The organism is Massilia eurypsychrophila (assembly GCF_002760655.1).
Lineage (GTDB): Bacteria > Pseudomonadota > Gammaproteobacteria > Burkholderiales > Burkholderiaceae_D > JAFCUW01.
The window spans coordinates 261127-285359 of record NZ_PDOC01000003.1; the positions used below are offsets into that span (position 1 = coordinate 261127).

Sequence of the window (24233 nt, forward strand, 5' to 3'; positions counted from 1 at the left end):
GGCTTACTTTCGCATCAGCGTGTTGGAGGGCAGCGTCTCGTCGAGAAGCTTCCTGGCCGAGTCGATGCCGGCGACCGGCAGGCCGGCCGCATCGAGCGCGCCGATCTGCACCAGCACCGAGGCCTGGTCCCAGTAGATATGCTCGTGATACAGCTTGTCGCCCCTGAATTTCACGATAGCCACCAGCGGAATCTCCACGTAGCGGCCGGTCGGCGCGACGCCAGGCAGCATCCAGTCCACTTCGCAGGTATGGGTGAAGCAGAACAGCATTTCGTCGACGATCTGGGTGGCGCCGACGGTGCGCGAGATCGGCACCAGGCGGGTGTCGGGCGGATTGCTGTTGACGAAGTGATTGGTGTAGAAGTCGTGCAGCTTGTCGTAGCCGACGCCCCCGGTCATCGTCGGAATGTGATTGACGTAGGGCTGCGGTACCATCGTCGACATCGTGTCGTCGACGTTGCGGGTGCCGAATTCGTATTCGCAGTGCTTGTCCCACAACGCCGACAGATCGAACTGCGGCCCGATCGCCTTGCGGAAGGCGGCCACCGACCGCTCGTGCGCCACCAGCGCCGACGGCTTGTCGTAGTGCTCCGACGGCGGACGCGCAAAGGCGTGATCGACGTTGGGGTAAAGGTACAGCTCCACGTTCGGCCGGCCCTGCAGCGCCGCGAAAATCGCCTCACGCGCCGGTGGCGGGCAAAACTTGTCTTGTTCGGCGAAGTGCAGCACCAGGCGGCCGCGGATATTGTCCGCTTCTTCCAGCTGGTCCTGGATGCCGACACCGTAGTAGCCGACCGCCACGTCGACGTCGCAGCGGCAGGCGGCCAGGTAGGCCAGTTTGCCGCCGAGGCAGAATCCGAGCACGCCTGTCTTGCCTTCGAATTCGGGACGCGCGCGCAGCACCGCCAGCGTGGCGTCGATGTCGGCGATGCCCTTGTCCGGATCGAAGCCCTGGAACAGTCCGAACGCCGCCTGCCAGTCCTCCGGCGTGTAGCCCAGGTCGACGTTCGGCTGCTGGCGCCAGAACAGGTCGGGCGCCAGCACCACGTAGCCCTCTTCGGCATAGTAATCAGCGGTGGCGCGCACGAACTCGTTGATGCCGAAGATCTCCTGCGCCAGCACGATGCCCGGGCCTTTACCCGACTTCGGCACTGCCAGGTAAGCGCGGAATTCGCCGCTGCCGTCGTTCGCTGCGATGGTGACGTAACTGCCCATATTCTCTTCCCCTCAAGGATGCGTGGATGTTCTGCCGATTGTGATCCGCACAAGCGAGTGGCACTATCCGATTTCGGCATCCGCAAGCCGAATCGGGCGTTTAACTGATGTAGAATCGTCGGCAAGGAGGAGTGCATCAGTGGAGACCTGGCTCAAAGGCGAAGTGCAGAACCTGTACGACAAGGCGCCGTTGTTCGCGTCCTCCGATCCGCACGAGACGCGCGCGCAGACTGGCCACGCATTCAAGGAGCACGAGTTGCGCTGGAATGGCGGCAAGGTCGACGCCGCGCTGCACAGAACCGACCTTGGCGCGCTGTCGTTCTTCATCCTGCGCTACGGCGCCGCGGTCCATATCGAGGCAGGGCGGCTGAACGGCTTCATGCTGTTCCAGGTGCCGCTGTCGGGCAGCGCTCAGATCCGCGTCGGCGGGCACTCGGTGGCGGCCTCGCCGCAGACCGGCGCGCTGGTGTCGCCGACCCTGCCGCTGCAGCTGGACTGGAGCGAAGGATGCGAACAGCTGCTGCTGAAGATCCCGCGCGAGCGCGTTGAAGAAACCTGCCGCGACCTGCTTGGCGGCGAACTGAAAAACGGCTCGATCGAATTCGCGCCTGAGATGCCGATGGATTGCGCGATGGGGCGCGCCTGGCAGCACCACCTCGGCGGCCTGCTGGCCAACCGCGGTTTTGCTACCGAGCCGCACGCGCGGCCGATGATCCGCGCCCAGGAACAAACGCTGATTCATCACCTGCTGCTGCGCCAGCCAAGCAATTACAGCGAGCGCCTGTGGCGCCAGAGTCCCGCGGCGCCGCAGCGCAAGCTGCGCGTGGCCGAGGAGTTTATCCGTGCGCACCTGTTCGAGCCGCTCTCGCTCGAGCAGATCGCCGCCGCCAGCGGCGCCAGCCTGCGCAGCCTGTGCGAGGCGTTTCGCGTGCATTACGATTGTTCCCCGATGGGGTATGTGCGTGAGAAGCGGCTTGATGCCGCGCGTGGCGCCCTGCAGACCGCGGCGCCTGGCGCGCAAGTCACCGACATCGCGCTGGCCTGCGGTTTAAGCCACCTCGGGCGCTTCGCGGCGAGCTACCGCGCCCGCTATGGCGAGACGCCGCTGCAAACTTTGAAACGGTGAGCCGCTCGTGTCGGAATATACTCGGCAGTTGCCAATGTCCAGCCACCGACCAAAAGCGGTCGTTCGTGCACGGAGTTTGATATGGAATATTCATGAGTGAAGACGACGTCGTGCGGGCGAATTTCTGGAACGAGTCGACGGGGTACTGCGATTGCTGCGGTAAGCAATCCAAAACTGTCTGGGGAGATTTAGGGGATTCCTCCGGCACCAAGGCGGTCTACTTCGTGCAGTGGACAGTCAACGAACCAAGCCATATGCCAAATTTCGACATTGTGCTGGGACCATGGGGAGATGGAACCGCTCCAAGTGACCGCGTGTTAGTTTCATTGTTGTATCAGCCTCGTTCGGGGGGCGGGGCGTTCATGGTGATTAGCGGTAAAGGCAGGCGCGCGGATGACCGCAGTCTTTGCGGTCGGGCACTTGAGCGATCGGACGTTATTGGAACCCCACTAGCGAATGAAGCGTTCTCGCTAGTCGATTCACTCTGGCTAACAGAACCACGGATTGAAGAAATTCGCGCTTTGGACAACCTTGCCGACTCAAGCAGCTGAATGTCGGCTCCGGGTCGATACCGAACGGTCCGTGATGACTGCTTTCGGCCAGAAGCAGACATAACGGTCATCTAATCAAACCTTCAGGGGAGCCCATGGGCGGAACTATCTTAGTGTCGAAGGGGAATGGCTTTGCTACGAGCACGGTCGATTATGACTACTTTGCCGAGCGAATACGTGCAGAACTAATGTCGAAACACCCAACGGTTCTTACGGCAGCTTATGAGCCGCTCGATGACGGCGGCATGATGTTTATATCTCTCGAAGCGCTTGATGGTGAGTCCTACCGCATCTTTGTGGAAGCAACAAAGCAGGCCGCATTGAAAGCAGCAACCGATGCCTCGTTCTCCACGCGATCCGCGCTGTGGCGTCAGCTCCACGACATGCTCCAGAGAGACGCAAGGCTGAGGGGCTCACGCTGAGCCCTAAGGCGCTTGCTACGTCCGGTTTGGGTCGATTCCGGCCCCTCGCTGCCAGGCCGCAGTGGGTTGGAACCTGCCACCCAGTAAACGGCGTTCTGCATAGATCAACCAATTTATGGTCGCCGGTCAGTCGACTTATCGCTAGTGGGCGTGATGAAATGCGCGCCGCCTAGGCTCAATGCAGGATGATGCCCGCTCATTGGCGCTGGATGCAGATCAATGCGGTCGAGGTCGAACCGTTTTCATTGCAGGTCGCTACAGCTAGGGCGCGTGCAGCGCGATCAGTTTCTTCAGCACCTCGACCAGCACCTTGGCGTTCTTGTCGCCGAGCGGTGCGAGCACGTCGCGCTCATGCTGCTTGGCCACCTGCACCAGCGGCTTGACCACCTGGATGCCTTCTTCGGTGATGCTGACGAGGGTACTGCGGCGATCGGAGATACCCGGTTGGCGCTGCACCAGGCCGAGTTTCTCCATGCGGTCGATGATCTTGCTCATGGTCGGCTGCTTTTCCAGCACGATCTGCGCCAGGTCGGTCACGTGCATGGCGCCGTCGAGCAGCGTGACGAGCACGCGCCAGTGCATCACCGGCACCTGGCGCGTGGCCAGTTCGGCGTTGAATTCTGACGATATGAGGCTGCTGCTGCGGGCCAGAAGGTAGGCCAGGTAGCCGTCCACGAAGCGTTCCGGTTCGCCGGTGTCGGCGGGAACTGCTGCTTTTTTGTCGGCCATGAATCCTTCTGAGTCGTGGTGCTGCTACACCCCTACATATCGGTGCCAGATGTCTGGCTCTGCGCGCAGCTGTTCGCTGCTACCGGACCATACCACGCGACCGCGTTCGATCACCGTGTGCCGGTCCGCCAAGGATAGCAGGCGATCGACGTACTTGTCGATGACCAGGATGGTCTGGCCATGCTCGCGCAAGTGGCGCAGGCAGGTCCAGATTTCTTCGCGCACCAGCGGCGACAGACCTTCAGTGGCCTCGTCGAGGATCAGCAGGTGCGGATTGGTCATCAGCGCGCGGCCGATCGCCAGCATCTGCTGCTCGCCGCCGGACAGCTGGTTGCCCAGGTTGTCGGCGCGCTCTTTCAGGCGCGGAAACAGGCCGTACACGCGCTCAAGGGTCCACGGATCGGTCGTCTTGCTGCGGTTGCCCGCGAACGCCACTAGATTTTCGCGCACCGACAGGTTAGGGAAGATCTGCCGGCCTTCAGGCACGATGGCGATGCCGAGGCGGGCGATTTTGTCGGTCGCCATCGGGTCGATGCGCTGGTCGCGGAAATATACTTCGCCGCGCTTTACCGGCGTCAGGCCCAGGATGGAGCGCAGGGTGGTGGTCTTGCCGACGCCGTTGCGGCCAAGGAGGGTGGCCGTTTCGCCCTGCTTGATGTCCAGGCTGATGCCGAACAAGACCTGGCTGCTGCCGTAGGCGGTTTCGATATTTTCTACACGGAGGATGCTGTTCATGCGATTGCCTCGTCGCCCAAATAGGCCTTCTTGACTTCAGGGTCGTTGCGGATCTGGTCGGGCGTGCCGGTGGCGATGACGCGGCCGGCCACCAGCACCGTGATGCGGTCGGCCAGCTGGAACACCGCATCCATGTCGTGCTCGATGAGCACCACGCCGATCTCGTTGCGCAGGTTGCGGATCAATGGAATTAGCCGCGCCGATTCGTCCGGGCCCATGCCGGCCATCGGCTCGTCGAGCAGCAGCAGTTTCGGCAGCGTCGCCAGCGCCAGGCCCACTTCGAGCTGGCGTTGTTCGCCGTGCGCCAGGTTGCCGGCGATAACGTCGATCCGTGCTTCCAGGCCGACCTGGCCGCCGATGGCGCGCGCTTCGTCGAACAGCGCTTTGTCCGACACAGCCTGCTGCCAGAAGCGCATGCTGCTGCCGCGGCGCGCCTGCACCGCCAGTGCGATGTTGTCGAGTACCGAGTACTCCTTGAAGATGTTGGTGATCTGGTAGGAGCGCGCCAGGCCAAGCTTGACCCGTTCGTGCATCGATACGCCGGTGATGTCGCGGCCGTTGAACAGGATGCTGCCCGAAGTGGGCGCGATGGCGCCCGAAATCTGGTGGATCAGCGTGGTCTTGCCGGCGCCGTTCGGCCCGATGATGGCGTGGATCTCGCCGCGCGTGACGGTCAGGTCGAGATTGTCGGTGGCGAGCAGGCCGCCGTAGCGCTTGACCAGGTGGCGCAGTTCGAGCAGGGTTTCAGTTGATTTGGCGTTCATGCTTTGTCTCCGCGCTTGCGTTGGAACAGGCTGGCCAGGCCGTGCGGCAGCAGCAGCACCACGCCGAGCAGCACGGCGCCGACGATGATCTGCCAGTGGATCGTGTAGGCCGACAGGATCTCTTCGAGCATCAGCATCACCACCGCGCCGATCGCGCCGCCGAAGAAGAAGCCGGTGCCGCCCAGGATCACCATCACCATCAGGCTGCCGGACTGGGTCCAGTGCACCAGGCTCGGGCTGACCATCATGTTCTGGTTCGCCAGCAGCGCGCCGGCCAGGCTGGCCAGCGCGCCGGTAATGACGAAGCACACCAGCTTGTAGCGCACCACCGAGTAGCCGATCGCCTCCATCCGCACTTCGTTCTGCTTGATCGCCTGCAGCACGCGGCCGAAGTGTGAATTGACCAGCCGGTAGACCAGGTACATCGAGATGGCGGTCAGGGCCAGCACCACATAATAGAAGTTGATGTCGGTGGCCAGGTCGAGCACCCCGGTGGCCGAGCGCTGCGGCATCGACAGGCCGTCTTCGCCGCCGTATTCCTTCAGGCCGACAAAGATAAAGTAGATCATCTGCGCAAAGGCGAGGGTGATCATGATGAAGTAGACGCCCTTGGTGCGCAGTGACACCAGGCCGATGAGGAACGCCAGCACGGCGCCCACCAGCACAGCGACCGGCCAGCTGACCCAGGCCGACAGAACGCCATGGTGCATCAGGATGCCGACCGTGTAGGCGCCGGCGCCGAGGTAGGCGGCGTGTCCCATGCTGACCATGCCGCCGAAGCCGAGCAGCAGGTTAAGGCTGGTGGCGGCGAGCGCGAAGATCATCAGACGGCTGACCATGCCGACATAGAACTCCTGGTCGAAGTGGTTTGCCAGCAGCGGGAAAGCGACCAGCGCCACCAGCAGGACGACGCCGGCAGTGCGCGACAATGGATGGTGCATTTGACTGATCATGGATGGTACTCCTTAGCCGCGCGCGGGGAACAGGCCCTGCGGTTTGAAAAACAGGACAGCGGCCATCAGCACATAAATGAGGATGGAGGCCAGGGCAGGGCCGACGCTGGAGGCGAAATCGGCCGGCATGATGGCGCGCAGGACCGCCGGCAGCAGGCTGCGGCTGAGGGTGTCGACGACACCGACCAGCAGGGCGCCGACCAGCGCGCCGCGGATCGAGCCGATGCCGCCGATGACGATGACGACGAACGCGAGGATCAGGATGCTCTCGCCCATGCCCACCTGGACTGCCAGGATCGAGCCAAGCAAGGTGCCGGCCACCGCGCACAATCCGGCGCCGACGGCGAACAGCAGCGTAAACACGCGCTTGATGTCGACCCCCATCGTGACCGCCATCTCGCGGTTCGAGGCGCCGGCGCGCACCAGCATGCCGAGCCGCGTCTTGACGACGATGAAGTACATCAGGACCGCGACGGCCAGGCCGGCGACGATGATAAACAGGCGGAACGACGAATAGAAGAAGCCTTCGAACAGTTCAACCGGCTGCGAGAAGATCGGCGGCGTGTTCAGCGTCAGTGGCTGCACGCCCCAGATCATGCGTACGCCTTCGTTGAAGATCAGGATCAGGGCGAATGTGGCGAGCACCTGCGACATGTGATCGCGCTTGTAAAGTCGTCGCAATATCGTCATCTCGAGCAGCGCGCCGAGGATGGCGGTGGCGCCGACCGACAGCACCAGGCCAAGCCAGAACGAGCCTGTCAGGGCGATGAACGTGGCGGCGAAATACGCGCCCACCATGTACAGTGAACCATGCGCCAGGTTGATGAAGTCCATGATGCCGAACACCAGCGTCAAGCCGGCTGCCAGCAAGAAGAGCATCAGGCCAAACTGCAGCCCGTTGAGCACATTTTCGATTACAAAGGTAAGGTCCAAGCCCATCTCCCAAAAATACTTGACATCTAAAATGTTTAGGTATGTAATAGTACATCAAGTTTAAACCGATGCAAGCCTTGAAAGTGAAATAATTTTGCGATTCAAGGCAGCGGCAAACAGGTTTGACGCAGCACGGATGTACATCACAGATCGGGAGTGGGAATGAAAATTGTCTGCGTAGGAGGCGGCCCGTCCGGCCTGTATTTCGGCCTGCTGATGAAGAAGCAGGATCCATTGCACGAGATCACGGTGATCGAGCGTAACCGGCCTTATGATACCTTCGGCTGGGGCGTGGTGTTCTCCGACCAGACGCTGGGCAATCTGGTCAACGCCGACGAACAGACCGCGCGCACCATCCTGCAGTCGTTCAATCACTGGGATGACATCGACGTGCAGTTCAAGGGCCGCACCGTCACTTCAGGCGGCCACGGGTTTTGCGGCATCGGCCGCAAACGCCTGCTCAACATCCTGCAAGAGCGCTGCGAAGAACTGGGCGTCAAACTGCTGTTCGAAACCGACGTCACCGACGACCAGGTAGTCGCCGCCCAGTACGACGCCGACCTGGTGATCGCTTGCGACGGTTTGAACAGCCGTATCCGCACCCGTTACGCCGACACCTACCAGCCCGACATCGATAACCGCCACTGCCGCTTTGTCTGGCTCGGCACCAAGAAAAAATTCGACGCCTTCACCTTCGCCTTCGAGCAGACCGAACATGGCTGGTTCCAGGCGCACGCCTATCAATACGACGGCGACACCTCGACCTTCATCATCGAGACGCCCGAAGAAGTGTGGCGCAAGGCCGGCCTGGAAGACATGAGCCAGCCGGAGGCAGTGGCCTTCTGCGAGAAGCTGTTCGCCAAATACCTCGACGGCAATCCGCTGCTGAGCAATTCGTCGCACCTGCGCGGCTCGGCCATGTGGATCAAGTTCCCGCGCATCGTCTGCCAGCAGTGGGTCCACTGGAACCAGATCGGCGCCAAGCGCGTGCCGGTCGTGCTGATGGGCGACGCCGTCCACACCGCCCACTTCTCGATCGGCTCGGGCACCAAGCTGGCACTGGAGGACGCGATCGAACTGGCGCGCTGCTTCGAGCTGCACGCCGGCGAAGGCATCGACGCGGTGATGGCGGCCTACCAGGAAGTACGCGCTATCGAAGTGATCAAGATCCAGAGCGCCGCGCGCAACTCGATGGAGTGGTTCGAAAACGTCGAGCGCTACACCGGCATGGAAGCCGAGCAGTTCGCCTATTCGATGCTCACGCGCAGCCAGCGCCTGTCGCACGAGAACCTGCGCGTGCGCGACGCCGGCTATGTCGAACGCTACGAGAACTGGATCGCCGGCCGCGCATTCGAGCAGGCCGGCATGGCGCCGCCGCAAACAAAGCGCAGCATCCCGCCGATGCTCACGCCCTTCAAGCTGCGCGGCACCGTGCTGAAAAACCGCATCGTCGTCTCGCCGATGGCGCAGTATTCGGCCGTCGACGGCATCGCCGGCGACTATCACCTGGTGCACCTCGGCAGCCGCGCGCTGGGCGGCGCCGGACTGGTATTTGCCGAAATGACGTGCACCTCGGCCGATGCGCGCATCACGCCGGGCTGCCCGGGCCTGTACACGCCTGAACACACCGCCGCCTGGAAGCGCATCGTCGACTTTTTCCATCAAAGCACCGACGCCAAGATCGCCATCCAGATCGGCCACGCCGGCGCCAAGGGCTCGACCCGCCGTGCCTGGGACGGCACCGACCTGCCGCTGGAAGAGGGCAACTGGCCGCTGGTGTCGGCCTCGCAGCAGCAGTACCTGAAGGGCGTGTCGCAAATGGCGCGCGCCGCCACCACCGAGGACCTGGCCCGCATCAAGGCCGATTTCGTGCGCGCCACCGAGGCGGCCACCGAAGCTGGTTTCGACTGGCTCGAGCTGCACTGCGCCCACGGCTACTTCCTGTCGAGCTTCATTTCGCCGCTGACCAACCAGCGCACCGACGAATACGGCGGCTCGCTGGAAAACCGCTGCCGCTATCCGCTCGAGGTATTTGCCGCCATCCGCGCCGTCTGGCCGCAGGATAAGCCGATCAGCGTGCGCCTGTCGGCCCACGACTGGGTCGAAGGCGGCATCACGCCTGACGACGCGGTCGCCATCTCGCGCCTGTTCAAGGCGGCCGGCGCCGACATGATCGACTGCTCGTCCGGCCAGGTCAGCAAGCAGGAAAAGCCGGTGTACGGCCGCATGTACCAGACGCCGTTCTCGGACCGCATCCGCAACGAGGTCGGCATCCCGACCATCGCGGTGGGCGCCATTTTCGAAGCCGATCATGCCAACAGCATCATCGCTTCCGGACGCGCCGACCTGTGCGCCGTGGCGCGGCCGCACCTGGCCAACCCGGCGTGGACGCTGAATGAGACAGCCAAAATCGGCTACACCGACATGCCGTGGCCGAAGCAGTACTACGCCGGCAAGAGTCAGCTTGAGCGCAACCTCGAACGCGACCGCCAGATCGCCGCCGCCAGCAGCGGCCTGACGCCGCAGCAGGTCGCGGCCAAACTGCTCGAGGGCTGATATGGATAACGCTCGCCCATTGGCCGGCAAGCACGCGCTGGTTACCGGCGGCGCGCGCGGCATCGGCGCCGCCATCGCCCGTCAACTGCTGGAGGCCGGCGCGCGCGTCAGCCTGGTCGGGCGCAGCGAGAGCGCGCTGGCCGCCGCGGTGGCCGAGTTGCGCGGCTGCGGTGACGTCGACGGTTTTGCCGCCGACGTCGCGCAGGGCGATTCGGTCAAGCGCGCGTTCGACCTGGCGCGCGCGCGCTTCGGCAGCATCGACATCCTGGTCAATAACGCCGGCCAGGCCGCGTCCGCGCCGTTCCTCAAGACCGACGAGGCGATCTGGCAGCAGATGCTGGCGGTGAACCTGACCGGTACATTCCTGTGCACGCGCGAGGCGCTGCCCGACATGCTGGCCGCAAAATGGGGCCGCGTCGTCAACGTCGCCAGCACCGCCGGGCTGACCGGCTACGGCTATGTGGCCGCTTACTGCGCGGCCAAGCATGGCGTCATCGGCCTGACCCGCTCACTGGCGCTGGAAGTGGCGACCAAGGGCATTACCGTCAATGCGGTCTGCCCGGGATACACTGAAACCGACATCGTCAAGGATGCGGTCGCAAATATCGTCGCCAAGACCGGCCGCACCGAGGAACAGGCGCACGCTGAACTGGCGGCCGGCAATCCGCAAAAGCGCCTGGTGCAGCCGATCGAGGTGGCCGGCACCGTCGCCTGGCTATGCATGCCGGCTTCCGGCGCGATGAACGGACAATCGCTGGCGGTGGCCGGCGGCGAAGTAATGTAAGAACCATCAGCACAAAGCAGCATCCAATAACTAGAAGGAGACAAGCATGGCCCGCAAAAACGCAGTCCTTGAAGACAGCGAGAGCGATGCCGGCAGCGAGCAGCTGGCGGTGGCGCCATTCGACATGGAAAGCCGCCTCACCGAGGAGCATCACCAGTCGCTCAAGCTATGGCTGCGGATGCTGTCCTGTACCACCCTGATCGAGGCGGAGATCCGCACGCGCCTGCGCAGCGAATTCGACATCACGCTGCCGCGCTTCGACCTGATGGCGCAGCTCGACCGGCACCCCGATGGCCTGCGCATGGGCGAATTGTCCAAGCGCCTGATGGTCACCGGCGGTAACGTCACCGGCATCACCGACCAGCTCGAGCAGGAAGGCCTGGTGCTGCGCGCGCCGGTGGCCGACGACCGCCGCGCCTACAGCGTCAAGCTGACCGTCGCCGGCCGGCGCGCCTTTACCCGCATGGCGTCAGTGCACGAAGGCTGGATCTCGGAGCTGCTCGGTGGCCTGTCGACCATCGAGAAAAGCACCCTCATCGAGCTGATGTCGAAAATGAAGAGCCACCTCACGACTCAGTCGGAACCCGAACGGAAATAGGAAACCATATGCGCTATCTGCCAGGCGAACCACACCAGCTGCCCCGGGGACGTAACTCCCTGGGCAATTACCAACCCGAGCACTTCCTGTTCACCGTGGAGCAGGGCGTCGCCACGCTGACCCTGAACCGCCCGGAGCGCAAGAATCCGCTGACGTTCGACTCCTACGCCGAGCTGCGCGACCTGTTCCGCGCGCTGGCCTACGCCGACGACGTCAAGACGCTCGTCATCACCGGCGCCGGCGAAAATTTCTGCTCCGGCGGCGACGTGCACGACATCATCGGCCCGCTGACGAAGCTCGACATGCCCGGCCTGCTGGCATTTACCCGCATGACGGGCGACCTGGTAAAATCGATGCGCGCCTGTCCGCAGCCGATCGTCTCCGCCATCGACGGCATCTGCGCCGGCGCCGGCGCCATTGTGGCGATGGCCTCGGACATCCGCTACGGAACCGCGCGCAGCAAGACCGCCTTCCTGTTCACCCGCGTCGGCCTGGCCGGCTGCGACATGGGCGCCTGCGCCTTGCTGCCGCGCCTGATCGGCCAGGGGCGCGCCTCCGAACTGCTGTTCAGCGGCCGCAGCCTCGGTGGCGAAGAAGCCGAGCGCTGGGGATTCCTCAACCGCCTGTGCGCGCCGGAAGCGGTGCTGGCCGATGCGCAGGCGTTCGCCCTGCAGCTGGCGCAGGGCCCGACCTTCGCGCATGGCATCACCAAAAAGATGCTGCAGCAGGAATGGAACATGGGCGTCGACGAAGCGATCGAGGCGGAAGCCCAGGCGCAGGCGATCTGCATGGCCACCAACGACTTCCACCGGGCCTACAACGCCTTCGTGGCCAAGGAAAAACCGGCATTCGAAGGCAACTGAGAGACATCATGGCAGATCAAAACTACCTGAACTGGCCGTTCCTCGAGCCACGCCACCGCGAGCTGGCGTTGTCGCTCGACGCTTGGTCGGCGCAGAACATCGACCAGCAGCATGGCCACGACGTCGACGCGGCCTGCCGCGCGCTGGTGCGCCAGCTGGGCAACGCCGGCTGGCTCAAATACGCCATCGGCGGCACCGCCCACGGCGCCTCGAGCGACGCGATCGACACGCGCGCGGTCTGCCTGATCCGCGAAACGCTGGCGCGCCATTCGGGCCTTGCCGATTTCGCGTTTGCCATGCAGGGCCTCGGGAGCGGCGCCATCACGCTGTTCGGCAGCGAAGCGAACAAAGAGAAGTACCTGACCCGCGTAGGCCGCGGCGACGCCATCTCGGCGTTCGCGCTGTCCGAGCCCGATGCCGGTTCCGACGTGGCGGCAATGCAGTGCGCAGCAGTGCAGGACGGCGACCATTACGTGCTCAATGGCGAAAAGACCTGGATTTCGAACGGCGGCATCGCCGACCTGTACGTGGTGTTCGCCCGCACCGGCGAAGCGCCCGGCGCCCGCGGCATCTCCGCCTTCATTGTCGACGCCGACCTGCCGGGCTTTGAGATCGCCGAACGGATCGACGTCATCGCGCCGCATCCGCTGGCGCGCCTGAAGTTCACCAATTGCCGCGTCCCGGTCGAGAACCGGCTTGGCGAAGCGGGCAAGGGTTTCAAGGTCGCGATGGCCACGCTCGATATCTTCCGCACTTCGGTGGCGGCGGCGGCGCTCGGTTTTGCACGCCGCGCACTCGACGAGGCGCTGGCGCGCGCCACCACGCGCAAGATGTTCGGCAAGACGCTTGCCGACTTCCAGCTGACGCAGGCCAAGCTGGCCCAGATGGCGACCGGCATCGACGCCGCCGCCTTGCTCACCTACCGCGCCGCCTGGCAGCGCGACCAGGGGCAGCGCGTCACCAAAGAGGCCGCGATGGCCAAGCTGACCGCCACCGAAACGGCGCAGCAGGTGGTCGACGCGGCGGTGCAGATGTTCGGCGGCCTTGGCGTCGTCAGCGAGCAGCCGGTCGAACGCCTGTACCGCGAAATCCGTTCGCTGCGCATCTACGAAGGCGCCACCGAAGTGCAGCAGCTGATCATCGCACGCGAAATGCTCAGCGAGATGGCGGTGCCGAATGCCTGACCAACAGCCCATAGCGGCCGGCGCCTTCAGCATGCCGGTGACGGTGCGCTTCGGCGACTGCGACCCCGCCGGCATCGTGTTCTATCCGCGTTACTTCGAGATGTTCAACAATCTGGTCGAGGAGTGGTGTGCGGCTGGTCTCGGCTCGAGCTTTCGCAACTTGGTGATCGAGCGCGGGCTCGGCCTGCCGGCGGTGAGCATCCAGACCGACTTCATCGCCACCAGCACGCTGGGCGACAAGCTGACCGCCCAACTGAGCGTGCTGAAGATCGGCAGCTCCTCGCTGACGCTGGCGGTGCTGTTGATGGGCGAGGGTGGCGACGTGCGCGTGCGCGCCACCATGGTGGTGGTGCTGATCGATATCAAGAAGGCCAGCGCGGTGCGCATTCCCGACCCGATGCGTGAACGGATCGCGCCTTTTTGCGCGCCTCAAGAACAAACTAACGAAGTACGAAACTAACAAAGACGAAAGGCACGACATGGATTTCCTTCAACCTCCTGGCTGGCCGCGCGCGCGCGGTTACTCGAACGGCATCTCTGCACGCGGGCGCACGGTGTGCGTCAGCGGCATGGTTGGCTGGGACGCCCAGTGCGTGTTCCATAGCGACGACTTTGCCGGCCAGGTGCGCCAGGCGCTGCAAAATATCGTCGAGGTGCTGGCCGAAGCGAACGCCGGCCCGCAGCACATCGTCCGCATGACTTGGTATGTGCTCGACAAAAAAGAATACGTCGACGCCTATCCGGCAATCGGCGACGCCTACCGCGACGTCATCGGCCGCCACTACCCGACCATGAGCGCGGTGCAGGTGGCCGGCCTGATCGAGGATCGCGCGCGGGTCGAGATCGAAGTCACCGCCATCGTCGATGACTGATCGCATGCAGACCTCACTTCAAGCGCAGCTGGTGCTGGGCGTCGTTGGCGCCGGCGCCATGGGCCGCGGCATCGCCCAGATCGCGGCGCAGGCCGGCGTGCGGGTGCTGCTGTTCGACGTCGCTCCCGACGCTGCAGCCCAGGCGCGCACCGCCGTCCTGGCGCAGCTCAAACGGATGCAGGACAAGGGCAAGCTGACCGAGGCGGCTGTCGCCGCGGCTGGCGCCGCGCTCGAGCCGGCGCAGGAGCTGGCGCAGTTTGCCGCCTGCGACATCGTCATCGAGGCGATCGTCGAAAAGCTCGACGTCAAGCGCGCGCTGCTGGCGTCGCTCGAGGCCATCGTGCGCGATGACTGCGTGCTGGCCACCAATACGTCGTCCTTGTCGGTGACCGCGATCGCAGCCCAGTGCGCGCATCCGCACCGCGTGGCCGGCTTCCACTTCTTCAATCCGGTGCCGCTGATGAAGGTGGTCGAAGTGATCGCCGGCGCGCTCACCGATGACGCCAGCCTGGCGAGCCTCACCGGGTTCGCCGAGCGGATCGGCCACCGGCCGGTGCGCGCCAGCGATACGCCCGGCTTCATCGTCAACCATGCCGGCCGCGGCTACCTGACCGAGGCGCTGCGCATCGCGCAAGAGAACGTCGCCGCTTTCCCGCAGATCGACGAAGTGCTGCGCGACGCCGCCGGCTTCAAGCTCGGACCGTTTGAGCTGCTCGACCTGACCGGCCTTGACGTCTCGCACCCGGTGATGGAATCGATCTACGAACAGTACTACCAGGAGCCGCGCTACCGGCCAAGCATCATCACGGCGCGCCGCCAAAGCGCCGGCCTGTTGGGCCGCAAGAGCGGGCGTGGCTTCTACCGCTACGACGCCGATGCCACGCCAGCGGTACCAGCGGCGCCTGGCGCCGCCTGGTCGGGTCCCGTCTGGATCGGCGCCGGCAGCGCGCAGACGCGCTCCCAGCTGGTCGAACTGATCGCCCGCTGCGGCGCCGTCGTCGAGGCAGGTGCATTCCCGTCGGCCCAGGCCTTGTGCATCGTCGCGCCGCTTGGCGAAGACGTCTCGACTTGCGTCGAGCGCGAGGCGCTTGATCCGGTCCGCACGCTCGGCATCGACACGCTGCAAGGCTGCGTCGGACGCCTGACCCTGATGCGCAATCCCGCTACCAGCTCCGCTATTGCGGCGCAGGCGCAGGCCTTGCTGGCGCACGGCGGCCAGCCAGTCACGCTGATCGACGACAGCGCCGGCTTCATCGTCCAGCGCGTGCTGGCGACCATCGTCAATATCGGCTGCGACATCGTCCAGCAGGGCATTTGCAGCCCGGCCGACCTGGATGGCGCCGTCGTGCTGGGCCTGGGTTATCCGCGCGGGCCGCTGGCCTGGGGCGACCTGCTGGGCGCCGGCCGCGTGCTGGCCATCCTGCGCAACCTGCAGCGCACCAGCGGCGACCCGCGCTACCGTCCGAGCCCATGGCTTGTGCGGCGCGCGCAGCTTGGCCTGTCGCTGCTGCACGTGTCAAACTAGTCAAACTAATCAAGCAGTCACGCATCTAACCTATATACACCGAGGAGCTACACCATGGCATCACCTAAAGCCGCTTTCCACTGGGACGATCCGCTGCTGCTGTCGGAGCAGTTGACCGACGACGAACGCATGGTGCGCGACGCCGCCCACGCGTACAGCCAGGACAAGCTGCAGCCGCGCGTGCTCGAGGCGTTTCGCCACGAGCGGATGGACACCTCGATCTTCCGCGAGATGGGCGAACTGGGCCTGCTTGGGCCGACGATCCCGACCGAATACGGCGGCTCCGGCCTCAATTACGTCAGCTACGGCCTGATCGCGCGTGAAGTCGAGCGCGTCGATTCCGGCTACCGCTCGATGATGAGCGTGCAGTCCTCGCTGGTGATGGTGCCGATCTTCGAATTCGGCACCGAAGCGCAGCGCCAGAAATACCTGTCCAAGCTGGCCTCCGGCGAATGGATCGGCTGCTTCGGCCTGACCGAGCCGAATCACGGCTCCGACCCCGGCTCGATGATCACCCGCGCCAAGAAAGTCGACGGCGGCTACGCGCTGACGGGCGCCAAGATGTGGATCACCAATTCGCCGGTGGCCGACGTGTTTGTCGTGTGGGCCAAGGACGACGAAGGCGCGATCCGCGGCTTCGTGCTCGAAAAAGGCATGGCCGGCCTGTCGGCGCCGGCAATCCACGGCAAGTTCGGCCTGCGCGCCTCCGTCACCGGCGAGATCGTGATGGACAACGTGTTCTGCCCGGAGGAGAACGCATTCCCCGACGTGCGCGGCCTGAAGGGGCCATTCACGTGCCTCAATTCGGCCCGCTACGGCATCGCCTGGGGCGCGCTCGGCGCCGCCGAGGCGTGCTGGCACATCGCGCGCCAGTACACGATGGACCGTCACCAGTTCGGCCGGCCGCTCGCGGCCAACCAGCTGGTGCAAAAGAAGCTGGCCGACATGCAGACCGAAATCACGCTCGGCCTGCAAGGCTGCCTGCAGCTGGGCCGCATGAAGGACGCCGGCACCGCCGCTGTTGAAATCACGTCGATGATGAAGCGTAACTCGTGCGGCAAGTCGCTCGATATCGCCCGCGTGGCGCGTGACATGCTGGGCGGCAACGGCATCTCCGACGAATTTGGCGTGATCCGCCACATGGTCAACCTCGAGGTGGTCAACACCTACGAAGGCACGCACGACGTTCATGCGCTGATACTGGGGCGCGCCCAGACCGGCATCGCCGCATTCGGCAACTGAGACGTGGCGATATGAGCCGCCGACAGTCATACGAGGGCGTAGCGGTCACGGTGCCTGTCACCGTGCCGTATGAGCGCTACTCGACCCGCGGCGCACACTGGTTCCTGGGGCAGGCGATGCAGGCACTGGTGCGCGAATCGGGCATTCCGAAAGACCAGATCGACGGCCTGACGGTGAGCAGCTTTTCGCTGGTGCCCGATACCGCCGTCGGCGTCACCCAGCATCTCGGGCTGTCGCCGCGCTGGCTCGATCATATTCCGACCGGCGGCGCCTCCGGCGTGATGGCGCTGCGCCGCGCCGCCCGCGCCGTGCAGGCGGGCGACGCCGACGTGGTGGCCTGCATCGCCGGCGACACCAACCATGTCGACTCGTTTCGCGCGACGCTCGGCAGCTTCAGCGATTTCGCCCGTGACGCCAGCTATCCGTACGGCGCCGGCGGGCCGAATTCGATCTTCGCCTTCATCACCTCCAACTACATGCGCACCTACGGCGCCACGCGCGAGGACTTCGGCCGCATCGCGGTAGACCAGCGCAGCAACGCGCTGCTGAACCCGAACGCGCTGTTCAAGAAGCCGCTGACGCTGGAAGAATATATGGCCGCGCGTTCGATCGCCGATCCGATTCACCTGTTCGACTGCGTGATGCCGTGCGCCGGCGCCGAAGGGTTCCTCGTCATGAGCGAAGAGCGCGCGCGCGACCTCGGGCTGCCGCATGTGGTGGTGCGCGGCGCCATCGAGCGCCACAACGCCTTTGCCGCCGATCCGATCATGACGCGCGGCGGCTGGCAGGTCGACCGCGCCGACCTGTACGCGCAGGCCGGCGTGGGACCGCAAGACATCGACCTGATCCAGACCTACGACGATTACCCGGTGATCGTCATGATGCAGTTCGAGGACCTGGGCTTTTGCGAAAAAGGCGAGGGCGCCGATTTCGTGCGGCGCCACGGCATGACGCATGCTGGCAGCTTCCCCAACAACACCAGCGGCGGCCAGCTGTCGGCCGGCCAGGCCGGCGCCGCCGGCGGCTTTATCGGCATGACCGAAACCATCCGCCAGCTGACCGGCCAGGCCGGCGCGCGCGGCGTGGCCGACGCGCAGCTTGGCATGGTGTGCGGGTTCGGCATGGTCACTTACGACCGCTGCCTGTGCACTGGCGCCGTCATCCTCGGGAGATCGCAATGACAGCGCCACTGCCCCGGCCCAAGCGCAAGAATCCGATCATGCGCACGCGCCAGCCGACCTTGCCGCCATACAGCCGCGGGCGCGTTGCCCTCGGCCTGACGGCGGCGGCGACGATCGGCCGCTTCGAGCTGCAGAAATGCGCCGACTGCGGCGCGGTGCAGTATCCGCCGCGCGAAGCATGCCACGTGTGCCTGTCGGCGGCGCTTGAGTGGAAACCGGAAGCCGGGACGGCCACGCTGCTTAGCGAGACCGTACTCCATCACAGTAACGATTTGTTTTTCCGCGAGCGGCTGCCGTGGCGGCTGGGACTGGTGCAACTCGATAGCGGGCCGACCGTCATGGTGCACCTGCTCGATGATGTACCGGCGCCGCCGACGCGCATGCGGGTTGGCGTGCGCCTGGATCGCGCCGGCCAGGCCGTGCTGCTTGGCTTGCCTGAAACGGAGACTGAAAACATGAACGAGGACCGCGTGATGCGTGAAATGAGCTGTGACCCGAAATTTCGCAAGGTGCTGGTCACCGACGGCAAGTCGGAGGTAGGCCAGGCGATGGTGCGCGCGCTGGCCAAGGCCGGCGCCGATTTGATCTGGGTCGGCCATGCCGAGCCGTGGAAAAACCCGCCCGGCTTCGACAGCATTACCGACCTGCCGCAAGTGTCGCTGGTGCCGCTGGACGTGACGAACGCGAAGTCGGTTACCGAGGCGGCCGGCTCGATCGGCGGCAAGGTCGACATCGTGATCAACACCGCTGAAGTGCACCGCACCTTCGGCATCGGCGCGCGGCGCGGCACCGATGTGGCGCGCGCCGAAATGGACGTCAATTATTTCGGCCTGCTGCGCCTGGCCCAGGAGTTCGGGCCGGCGCTGCGCGGGCGCGGCGCCGACGGCCAGTCCAGTGCTGTCGCCTGGGTCAACCTGCTGTCGATCTATGCGCTGTCGAATTTCCCGGCGCACGGCACCTTCTCTGCCTCGAAGGCGGCGGCGCTGTCATTGGCGCAGTGCCTGCGCGCGGAGATGCGTCCGGCCGGCATCCGCGTGGTCAACGTATTCCCCGGTCCGATCGACGACGACTGGAACCAGCTCACGCCGCCGCCGAAAGTGTCGCCGGCGGCGCTGGCGAGCGCCATCGTCAAGGCGCTGCGCGACGGCGTCGAGGACGTGTACCCCGGCGACGTGGCGCAGGAGTGGCTGGAGCGCTGGATGGACAACCCCAAAATACTCGAGCGCGAACTGGCGGCGGGAGGATCATGAGCATGAAACCGAACGACATTTTGCAGGCGCTGGCCGGCGCCCTTGGCAGCGGCCAGATCCGCGTGATCGACCTGACGCAGACGCTGACGCCCGAGTTCCCGCAGATTACCGTGCCGCCCGAATTCGGCCAGTGCTGGCCGTTCCGGGTCGAGGAGGTATCGCGCTACGACGAGCGCGGGCCGGCCTGGTACTGGAATAACTTCTCGTGCGGCGAACACACCGGCACCCACTTCGATGCGCCGATCCACTGGATTTCCGGACGCGACTTGCCCAACAATGCGGTCGACACGATCCCGGTGCAAAATTTCGTGGCGCCGGCGATCGTCATCGATTGCGTGATGCAGACCGAGGCCGACGCCGACTACCTGTTGACGATCGACGACGTGCTGGCGTGGGAAGCGCTGCACGGCCGCGTGCCGGCCGGCTGCTGGGTACTGATGCGCACCGACTGGTCGAAACGCCACCTCGATCCGCAAGCGTTCCAGAACTACGACGAAACCGGGCAGCATACGCCCGGGCCGAGTTCGGAGGTGGCGCGCTTTTTGGTCGAAGAGCGCGACGTGCTGGGCTTCGGTTCGGAGGCAATCGGCACCGACGCGGGGCAGGGCTTTCATCAGCGCCCGCCTTATCCGTGCCACTACTACATGCACGGGGCGAATCGCTACGGCCTGCAATGCCTGACCAACCTGCACCTGCTGCCGGCTACCGGCGCGGTGCTGATTTGCCCGCCGCTTAAAATCCAGAACGGCAGCGGCAGTCCGTTGCGGGTACTGGCGATGGTGGAGGGTGCGCCATGACGACGACCAAACGCTGCGCGGTCGTCACCGGCGGCAGCGCCGGCATCGGCGCCGAGATTTGCCAGCAGCTGCTGGCGGGTGGTTACGAGGTCGTTTCGCTGTCGCGCCGCGCGCCGGCGTTTACGCACGAGCGCCTGCATTCGGTCGAAGTCGACCTGGCCGACCGCGCGGCCACGGCGCTGGCGGCGCGCGAAGTGGCGGAGCGCTTTGCGCCAGATACGCTGGTGCACAACGCCGGCGTGATCCTGCCGGCCAGGCTGGAAGAGGTGAAGCTGGAGGACCTCGACACGCTGGTCGAAATTCACCTGGGGGCGGCGATCCAGCTGGCGCAGGCGATGCTGCCGGCGATGAAGGCCGGCGGCTTCGGGCGCATCGTGCTGCTGTCCTCGCGCGGGGCTCTAGGGCTGGCGGGACGCACTAATTATGGCGCCACCAAGTCGGGCATGTTCGGCATGGCGCGCACGTGGGCGCTGGAGCTGGCGCCGCATGGCGTGACGGTCAATGTGGTGGCGCCTGGGCCGGTGCAGACCGACATGTTCCACGAGATTGTGCCGGTCGGCAGTCCGAAGGTGGCGGCGCTGGCCGCCAGCATTCCGGTCAAGCGACTGGGGCAGCCGAACGACGTGGCGCATGCGGTGAAGTTTTTTACGTCGGCCGAGGCGGGGTTCGTGACCGGGCAGGTGCTGTATGTTTGCGGCGGGACCAGCCTTGGTGGGCTGGTGTTGTAAAGCGGAGTATCGTTAGCCTATAGACGTCGTGCTCGCAAATGGCGAGCACGACGTTTTTGAGGTCGTCGGCAGATGTGCACCGACTGTCGCACCATCAACTACATGTTCGGATAGTTTGGTCCGCCGCCGCCTTCCGGCGTCACCCACACGATGTTCTGCGTCGGATCCTTGATGTCGCAGGTTTTGCAGTGCACGCAGTTCTGCGCATTGATCTGCAGCTTCGGCGTGCCTTCCGCTCCTTCCACGTACTCGTACACGCCGGCCGGGCAGTAGCGCGCTTCCGGACCCGCATACTTGGCCAGGTTGATGTTGACCGGGACGCTGTTGTCCTTCAGCGTCAGGTGGATCGGCTGGTCTTCAGCGTGGTTGGTGTTGGAGATGAACACCGACGACAGGCGGTCGAAGGTCAGCTTGCCATCGGGCTTTGGATAGACGATCGGCTTGTAGTTGGCGGCCGGCTTCAGGCACTCGTGGTCTGCATGGCTATGGTGCAGCGTCCACGGCGCCTTGCCGCGAAAGAGAATCTGGTCGATGCCGGTCATGATGGAGCCGAGGTACAGCCCTTTCGACAGCCACGGCTTGACGTTGCGCGCGACGTGCAGCTCTTCTTTCAGCCACGATTTTTCGAACGCGACCGGATAGCTCGCCAGCTCGTCGTGCTGGCGGTTTTCGCCGAGCGCAGCGAAGGCGGCATCGGCGGCCAGCATGCCGGTCTTGATGGCGGCGTGGCTGCCCTTGATGCGGCTCATGTTGAGGAAGCCGGCGTCGCAGCCGATCAGCGCGCCGCCCGGGAAGATCAGCTTCGGCAGCGACTGCAGGCCGCCGGCGGTAATCGCGCGGGCGCCGTACGAAATGCGCTTGGCGCCTTCGAAGAAGGTGCGGATCGCCGGGTGCGTTTTGTAGCGCTGGAATTCTTCGTACGGCGACAGGTACGGATTCTCGTAATTGAGGCCGACGACGTAGCCGACAGCGACCAGGTTGTCCTCCAGGTGATACAGGAACGAGCCGCCGTAGGTGTCGGCGTCGAGCGGCCAGCCGGTGGTGTGGATCACGAGACCCGGCTTGTGCTTCGACGGGTCGATCTCCCACAGCTCCTTGATGCCGATGCCGTACGATTGCGGATCCTTGCCGGCATTGAGGTCGTATTTGGCCATCAGCTGCTTGCCGAGGTGGCCGCGCGAACCTTCGGCGAACAGCGTGTACTTGGCGTGCAGTTCCATCCCGAGCTGGAAGTCGGGGCCAGGCTGGCCGTCGCGCTTGACGCCCATGTTACCGGTGGCGACACCCTTGACCGAGCCGTTGTCGTTGTACAGGATTTCGGCGGCCGGAAAGCCGGGGAACACTTCGACGCCCATCGCCTCGGCCTGCTGGCCGAGCCAGCGCACGACGTTGGCCAGCGAGACGACGTAGTTGCCATGATTTTCAAAACAGGCCGGCACCATGAAACTCGGCGTGCTGATTGCCTTGTTCTCGGTGAGGAACAAGATGCGGTCTTCGGTCACCGCGGTGTTGAGCGGGGCGCCAAGTTCTTTCCAGTTCGGGATCAGCTCCGTCAGCGCGCGCGGATCCATCACCGCGCCGGACAGGATGTGGGCGCCGAGTTCGCCGCCTTTTTCCAGCACGACGACCGATACTTCCTTGCCCTGTTCGGTGGCAAGCTGCTTGAGGCGGATCGCGGCCGACAGGCCGGCGGGGCCGCCGCCGACGATAACGACGTCATATTCCATCGCTTCGCGCGGGCCGTATTGCTCGAGAATGCTGGTTTGGTCTGTCATGTTTTTTTAGTGGGTAAAAAATATAAGCACGAGTGTGCGGTTTTTTCTTTGGGAATGCAACTTTGACTGGCATTTTACCGGCAATATTAGGTGTAGCCATCTAATACTGGCATTTTGTGTAATGATTGTGCTTCCGCAGAACAGCACAGCACAGGAGTCGAACGTGGGCATTGAAGTCAATTTTGAAGGAAAAATCGCGCTGATCACCGGTGCGTCAAGCGGCCTTGGGGCGCGCTTTGCGAAAGCCCTGGCCGGCGCCGGCGCCCAGGTCGTGCTGGCGTCGCGCCGCACGGACCGCCTGAAGGAACTGCGCGCCGAAATCGAAGCCGATGGCGGCGCCGCCCACGTCGTCTCGCTCGACGTCACCGACATGGCCAGCATCAAATCGGCGATCGCCCATGCGGAAACCGAAGCCGGCCCGATCGACATCCTGGTCAACAACTCCGGCGTGTCGACCACCCAGCGCCTGGTCGACGTCACCGAAGACGACTACTCGTACGTGATGGACACCAACCTGCGCGGCGCCTTTTTCGTCGCGCAGCAGGCGGCCAAGCGGATGATCGCGCGCGCCAAGGGCGACCCGAAAAAGCAGCACCGCATCATCAACATCGCGTCGGTGGCGGGCTTGCGCGTGCTGCCGCAGATCGGCGTGTATTGCATGAGCAAGGCCGGCGTGGTGCAGATGACCAAGGCGATGGCGGTGGAGTGGGGCCGCTACGGCATCAACGTCAACGCCATCTGCCCAGGCTACATCACGACCGAAATCAACGAGGAATATTTCGCCAGCGAGCAAGGCAAGAAGCTGATCGACATGCTGCCGCGCAAGCGTCCGGGCAAGCCGGAAGACCTCGACGGCCTGTTGCTGCTGCTGGCAGCCGAAGAAACCCACTTCATCAACGGCGCCATCATCACGGCCGACGACGGCATGACGGCGCAATGACGGATGTGAAACTTCGGCAGGTCGATGCGATTCGCATGCCGATCCGCTGGGGCGACATGGATGCGATGGGGCACGTCAACAATACCGTGTACTTCCGCTATATCGAGCAGGCGCGCATCTCGTGGTTCGACCGGATCGGCTGCGCGCCCGATCCGAGCGGACACGGGCCGGTGATCGTCAATGCGCACTGTTCGTTCATCAAGCAGCTCAAGTATCCGGGCGAGATCGAGGTGACCACCCTGGTGGGACCGGCGGGACGGTCGAGCTTCGAGATGACCCACGAGATCAGGCTGATCGGCGCTGATGGCATGCCTGGGCCGGTGTATGCGGAGGGTGGCGCGAAAGTGGTGTGGGTGGATTTTCCGTCGGAGAAGTCGACGCCACTGCCAGACCAGCTGCGAGCGCTGCTCGGCTAAGGCAAGCTTCCTCGCAATGAAACGTTACCGGGAGGTGTCGTTTGCTGATCCTGATCGCCGATGAGGCGCCCGGCCTGTGTGTGCGGGCGCGCAT

At 64.5% G+C, this 24233-nt stretch carries 25 protein-coding genes; 18 read left to right on the forward strand and 7 right to left on the reverse strand.

The features are described from left to right. Positions 1-3: 3 nt before the first annotated feature. Positions 4-1215 (reverse strand): dienelactone hydrolase family protein, encoded by a 1212-nt coding sequence (locus tag CR105_RS06830; protein ID WP_099787682.1) that lies wholly within the window; start codon positions 1213-1215, stop codon positions 4-6. Positions 1216-1354: 139 nt separating this feature from the next. Here CR105_RS06830 and CR105_RS06835 point away from each other — a divergent pair, with 139 nt between their 5' ends. From CR105_RS06835 to CR105_RS06840, 3 genes are all read left to right on the forward strand, one after another. Next, positions 1355-2341: an AraC family transcriptional regulator gene (locus CR105_RS06835; RefSeq protein ID WP_099787683.1), complete on the forward strand. Its 987-nt coding sequence runs from the start codon at positions 1355-1357 to the stop codon at positions 2339-2341. 92 nt (positions 2342-2433) lie between these two features. Further along, positions 2434-2892: a hypothetical protein gene (locus tag CR105_RS27730; RefSeq protein ID WP_131021646.1), complete on the forward strand. Its 459-nt coding sequence runs from the start codon at positions 2434-2436 to the stop codon at positions 2890-2892. A gap of 95 nt (positions 2893-2987) precedes the next feature. Continuing rightward, a complete protein-coding gene (locus CR105_RS06840; RefSeq protein ID WP_099787684.1) occupies positions 2988-3314 on the forward strand; it encodes a hypothetical protein in 327 nt (108 codons plus the stop codon). A 261-nt stretch (positions 3315-3575) separates the two neighbouring features. Here CR105_RS06840 and CR105_RS06845 read toward each other — a convergent pair whose 3' ends face one another. Genes CR105_RS06845 through CR105_RS06865 form a run of 5 tightly spaced genes read right to left on the reverse strand, consistent with a single transcriptional unit; the run spans position 3576 to position 7428 of the window. Then, on the reverse strand, positions 3576-4043 hold the full coding sequence (locus CR105_RS06845; protein WP_099787685.1) for a MarR family winged helix-turn-helix transcriptional regulator: 468 nt from the start codon (positions 4041-4043) through the stop codon (positions 3576-3578). A 24-nt stretch (positions 4044-4067) separates the two neighbouring features. Next, positions 4068-4778: an ABC transporter ATP-binding protein gene (locus tag CR105_RS06850; protein WP_099787686.1), complete on the reverse strand. Its 711-nt coding sequence runs from the start codon at positions 4776-4778 to the stop codon at positions 4068-4070. Beyond that, positions 4775-5542, reverse strand: a complete 768-nt coding sequence (locus CR105_RS06855; protein WP_099787687.1) for an ABC transporter ATP-binding protein — start codon at positions 5540-5542, stop codon at positions 4775-4777. The genes CR105_RS06850 and CR105_RS06855 overlap by 4 nt, the downstream gene beginning before the upstream one ends. After that, positions 5539-6495 (reverse strand): branched-chain amino acid ABC transporter permease, encoded by a 957-nt coding sequence (locus tag CR105_RS06860; RefSeq protein WP_099787688.1) that lies wholly within the window; start codon positions 6493-6495, stop codon positions 5539-5541. Before CR105_RS06860 ends, CR105_RS06855 begins: the two co-directional genes overlap by 4 nt. Before the next feature lie 12 nt (positions 6496-6507). Next, complete coding sequence (locus CR105_RS06865) at positions 6508-7428, reverse strand: branched-chain amino acid ABC transporter permease (protein ID WP_218968669.1); 921 nt, start codon at positions 7426-7428, stop codon at positions 6508-6510. A 162-nt stretch (positions 7429-7590) separates the two neighbouring features. On the opposite strand from CR105_RS06865, the gene CR105_RS06870 reads away from it, so the two are divergent. From CR105_RS06870 to CR105_RS06930, 13 genes are all read left to right on the forward strand, one after another. Continuing rightward, positions 7591-9984, forward strand: coding sequence for a bifunctional salicylyl-CoA 5-hydroxylase/oxidoreductase (locus CR105_RS06870; protein ID WP_099787690.1), 2394 nt, complete (start codon positions 7591-7593; stop codon positions 9982-9984). Position 9985: 1 nt separating this feature from the next. Then, the gene (locus CR105_RS06875; protein WP_099787691.1) at positions 9986-10768 is read left to right on the forward strand and encodes an SDR family NAD(P)-dependent oxidoreductase; all 783 of its coding nucleotides are present in this window, start codon (positions 9986-9988) and stop codon (positions 10766-10768) included. 124 nt (positions 10769-10892) lie between these two features. Beyond that, a complete protein-coding gene (locus CR105_RS06880; RefSeq protein ID WP_229413731.1) occupies positions 10893-11366 on the forward strand; it encodes a MarR family winged helix-turn-helix transcriptional regulator in 474 nt (157 codons plus the stop codon). A gap of 8 nt (positions 11367-11374) precedes the next feature. Continuing rightward, on the forward strand, positions 11375-12229 hold the full coding sequence (locus CR105_RS06885) for an enoyl-CoA hydratase family protein (RefSeq protein ID WP_099787693.1): 855 nt from the start codon (positions 11375-11377) through the stop codon (positions 12227-12229). Positions 12230-12237: 8 nt separating this feature from the next. Then, on the forward strand, positions 12238-13413 hold the full coding sequence (locus CR105_RS06890; protein ID WP_099787694.1) for an acyl-CoA dehydrogenase family protein: 1176 nt from the start codon (positions 12238-12240) through the stop codon (positions 13411-13413). Further along, positions 13406-13873: an acyl-CoA thioesterase gene (locus CR105_RS06895; protein WP_099787695.1), complete on the forward strand. Its 468-nt coding sequence runs from the start codon at positions 13406-13408 to the stop codon at positions 13871-13873. The genes CR105_RS06890 and CR105_RS06895 overlap by 8 nt, the downstream gene beginning before the upstream one ends. 19 nt (positions 13874-13892) lie before the next feature. After that, on the forward strand, positions 13893-14285 hold the full coding sequence (locus tag CR105_RS06900; protein WP_099787696.1) for a RidA family protein: 393 nt from the start codon (positions 13893-13895) through the stop codon (positions 14283-14285). Between the two features lie 4 nt (positions 14286-14289). Next, a complete protein-coding gene (locus tag CR105_RS06905; RefSeq protein WP_099787697.1) occupies positions 14290-15810 on the forward strand; it encodes a 3-hydroxyacyl-CoA dehydrogenase in 1521 nt (506 codons plus the stop codon). Between the two features lie 54 nt (positions 15811-15864). Further along, complete coding sequence (locus CR105_RS06910; RefSeq protein WP_099787698.1) at positions 15865-17052, forward strand: acyl-CoA dehydrogenase; 1188 nt, start codon at positions 15865-15867, stop codon at positions 17050-17052. Positions 17053-17063: 11 nt separating this feature from the next. Continuing rightward, entirely contained in the window at positions 17064-18233 is a 1170-nt protein-coding gene (locus CR105_RS06915) for a thiolase family protein (RefSeq protein WP_099787699.1), read from the forward strand. Continuing rightward, positions 18230-19483 carry an SDR family NAD(P)-dependent oxidoreductase gene (locus tag CR105_RS06920; protein ID WP_099787700.1) on the forward strand — a complete coding sequence of 418 codons (1254 nt, stop codon included), beginning with the start codon at positions 18230-18232 and terminating at the stop codon, positions 19481-19483. The genes CR105_RS06915 and CR105_RS06920 overlap by 4 nt, the downstream gene beginning before the upstream one ends. Before the next feature lie 2 nt (positions 19484-19485). Next, positions 19486-20280, forward strand: a complete 795-nt coding sequence (locus tag CR105_RS06925; protein WP_229413693.1) for a cyclase family protein — start codon at positions 19486-19488, stop codon at positions 20278-20280. Then, the gene (locus tag CR105_RS06930) at positions 20277-21008 is read left to right on the forward strand and encodes an SDR family oxidoreductase (protein WP_099787702.1); all 732 of its coding nucleotides are present in this window, start codon (positions 20277-20279) and stop codon (positions 21006-21008) included. The genes CR105_RS06925 and CR105_RS06930 overlap by 4 nt, the downstream gene beginning before the upstream one ends. Before the next feature lie 98 nt (positions 21009-21106). Here the strand turns inward: CR105_RS06930 and CR105_RS06935 are convergent, their stop codons facing one another. Further along, positions 21107-22783 carry an electron transfer flavoprotein-ubiquinone oxidoreductase gene (locus CR105_RS06935; protein WP_180288116.1) on the reverse strand — a complete coding sequence of 559 codons (1677 nt, stop codon included), beginning with the start codon at positions 22781-22783 and terminating at the stop codon, positions 21107-21109. A 163-nt stretch (positions 22784-22946) separates the two neighbouring features. Here CR105_RS06935 and CR105_RS06940 point away from each other — a divergent pair, with 163 nt between their 5' ends. Together CR105_RS06940 and CR105_RS06945 are read left to right on the forward strand one after the other, a co-directional pair. Further along, positions 22947-23723, forward strand: a complete 777-nt coding sequence (locus CR105_RS06940; protein WP_099787923.1) for an SDR family oxidoreductase — start codon at positions 22947-22949, stop codon at positions 23721-23723. Further along, positions 23720-24139, forward strand: a complete 420-nt coding sequence (locus CR105_RS06945) for an acyl-CoA thioesterase (RefSeq protein WP_229413695.1) — start codon at positions 23720-23722, stop codon at positions 24137-24139. Before CR105_RS06940 ends, CR105_RS06945 begins: the two co-directional genes overlap by 4 nt. Positions 24140-24233 lie beyond the last annotated feature (94 nt).

What these genes read in the sequence shown, in the direction of transcription:
- CR105_RS06915 (WP_099787699.1), top strand. Translation starts at nt 17,064, where the DNA reads ATGAGCCGCCGACAGTCATACGAGGGCGTAGCGGTCACGGTGCCTGTC.
- CR105_RS06920 (WP_099787700.1), top strand. Translation starts at nt 18,230, where the DNA reads ATGACAGCGCCACTGCCCCGGCCCAAGCGCAAGAATCCGATCATGCGC.
- CR105_RS06850 (WP_099787686.1), bottom strand. Translation starts at nt 4,778, where the DNA reads ATGAACAGCATCCTCCGTGTAGAAAATATCGAAACCGCCTACGGCAGC.
- CR105_RS06855 (WP_099787687.1), bottom strand. Translation starts at nt 5,542, where the DNA reads ATGAACGCCAAATCAACTGAAACCCTGCTCGAACTGCGCCACCTGGTC.
- CR105_RS27730 (WP_131021646.1), top strand. Translation starts at nt 2,434, where the DNA reads ATGAGTGAAGACGACGTCGTGCGGGCGAATTTCTGGAACGAGTCGACG.
- CR105_RS06925 (WP_229413693.1), top strand. Translation starts at nt 19,486, where the DNA reads ATGAAACCGAACGACATTTTGCAGGCGCTGGCCGGCGCCCTTGGCAGC.
- CR105_RS06830 (WP_099787682.1), bottom strand. Translation starts at nt 1,215, where the DNA reads ATGGGCAGTTACGTCACCATCGCAGCGAACGACGGCAGCGGCGAATTC.
- CR105_RS06910 (WP_099787698.1), top strand. Translation starts at nt 15,865, where the DNA reads ATGGCATCACCTAAAGCCGCTTTCCACTGGGACGATCCGCTGCTGCTG.
- CR105_RS06895 (WP_099787695.1), top strand. Translation starts at nt 13,406, where the DNA reads ATGCCTGACCAACAGCCCATAGCGGCCGGCGCCTTCAGCATGCCGGTG.
- CR105_RS06845 (WP_099787685.1), bottom strand. Translation starts at nt 4,043, where the DNA reads ATGGCCGACAAAAAAGCAGCAGTTCCCGCCGACACCGGCGAACCGGAA.
- CR105_RS06890 (WP_099787694.1), top strand. Translation starts at nt 12,238, where the DNA reads ATGGCAGATCAAAACTACCTGAACTGGCCGTTCCTCGAGCCACGCCAC.
- CR105_RS06935 (WP_180288116.1), bottom strand. Translation starts at nt 22,783, where the DNA reads ATGACAGACCAAACCAGCATTCTCGAGCAATACGGCCCGCGCGAAGCG.
- CR105_RS06900 (WP_099787696.1), top strand. Translation starts at nt 13,893, where the DNA reads ATGGATTTCCTTCAACCTCCTGGCTGGCCGCGCGCGCGCGGTTACTCG.
- CR105_RS06840 (WP_099787684.1), top strand. Translation starts at nt 2,988, where the DNA reads ATGGGCGGAACTATCTTAGTGTCGAAGGGGAATGGCTTTGCTACGAGC.
- CR105_RS06905 (WP_099787697.1), top strand. Translation starts at nt 14,290, where the DNA reads ATGCAGACCTCACTTCAAGCGCAGCTGGTGCTGGGCGTCGTTGGCGCC.
- CR105_RS06930 (WP_099787702.1), top strand. Translation starts at nt 20,277, where the DNA reads ATGACGACGACCAAACGCTGCGCGGTCGTCACCGGCGGCAGCGCCGGC.
- CR105_RS06875 (WP_099787691.1), top strand. Translation starts at nt 9,986, where the DNA reads ATGGATAACGCTCGCCCATTGGCCGGCAAGCACGCGCTGGTTACCGGC.
- CR105_RS06885 (WP_099787693.1), top strand. Translation starts at nt 11,375, where the DNA reads ATGCGCTATCTGCCAGGCGAACCACACCAGCTGCCCCGGGGACGTAAC.
- CR105_RS06860 (WP_099787688.1), bottom strand. Translation starts at nt 6,495, where the DNA reads ATGATCAGTCAAATGCACCATCCATTGTCGCGCACTGCCGGCGTCGTC.
- CR105_RS06880 (WP_229413731.1), top strand. Translation starts at nt 10,893, where the DNA reads ATGGAAAGCCGCCTCACCGAGGAGCATCACCAGTCGCTCAAGCTATGG.
- CR105_RS06945 (WP_229413695.1), top strand. Translation starts at nt 23,720, where the DNA reads ATGACGGATGTGAAACTTCGGCAGGTCGATGCGATTCGCATGCCGATC.
- CR105_RS06870 (WP_099787690.1), top strand. Translation starts at nt 7,591, where the DNA reads ATGAAAATTGTCTGCGTAGGAGGCGGCCCGTCCGGCCTGTATTTCGGC.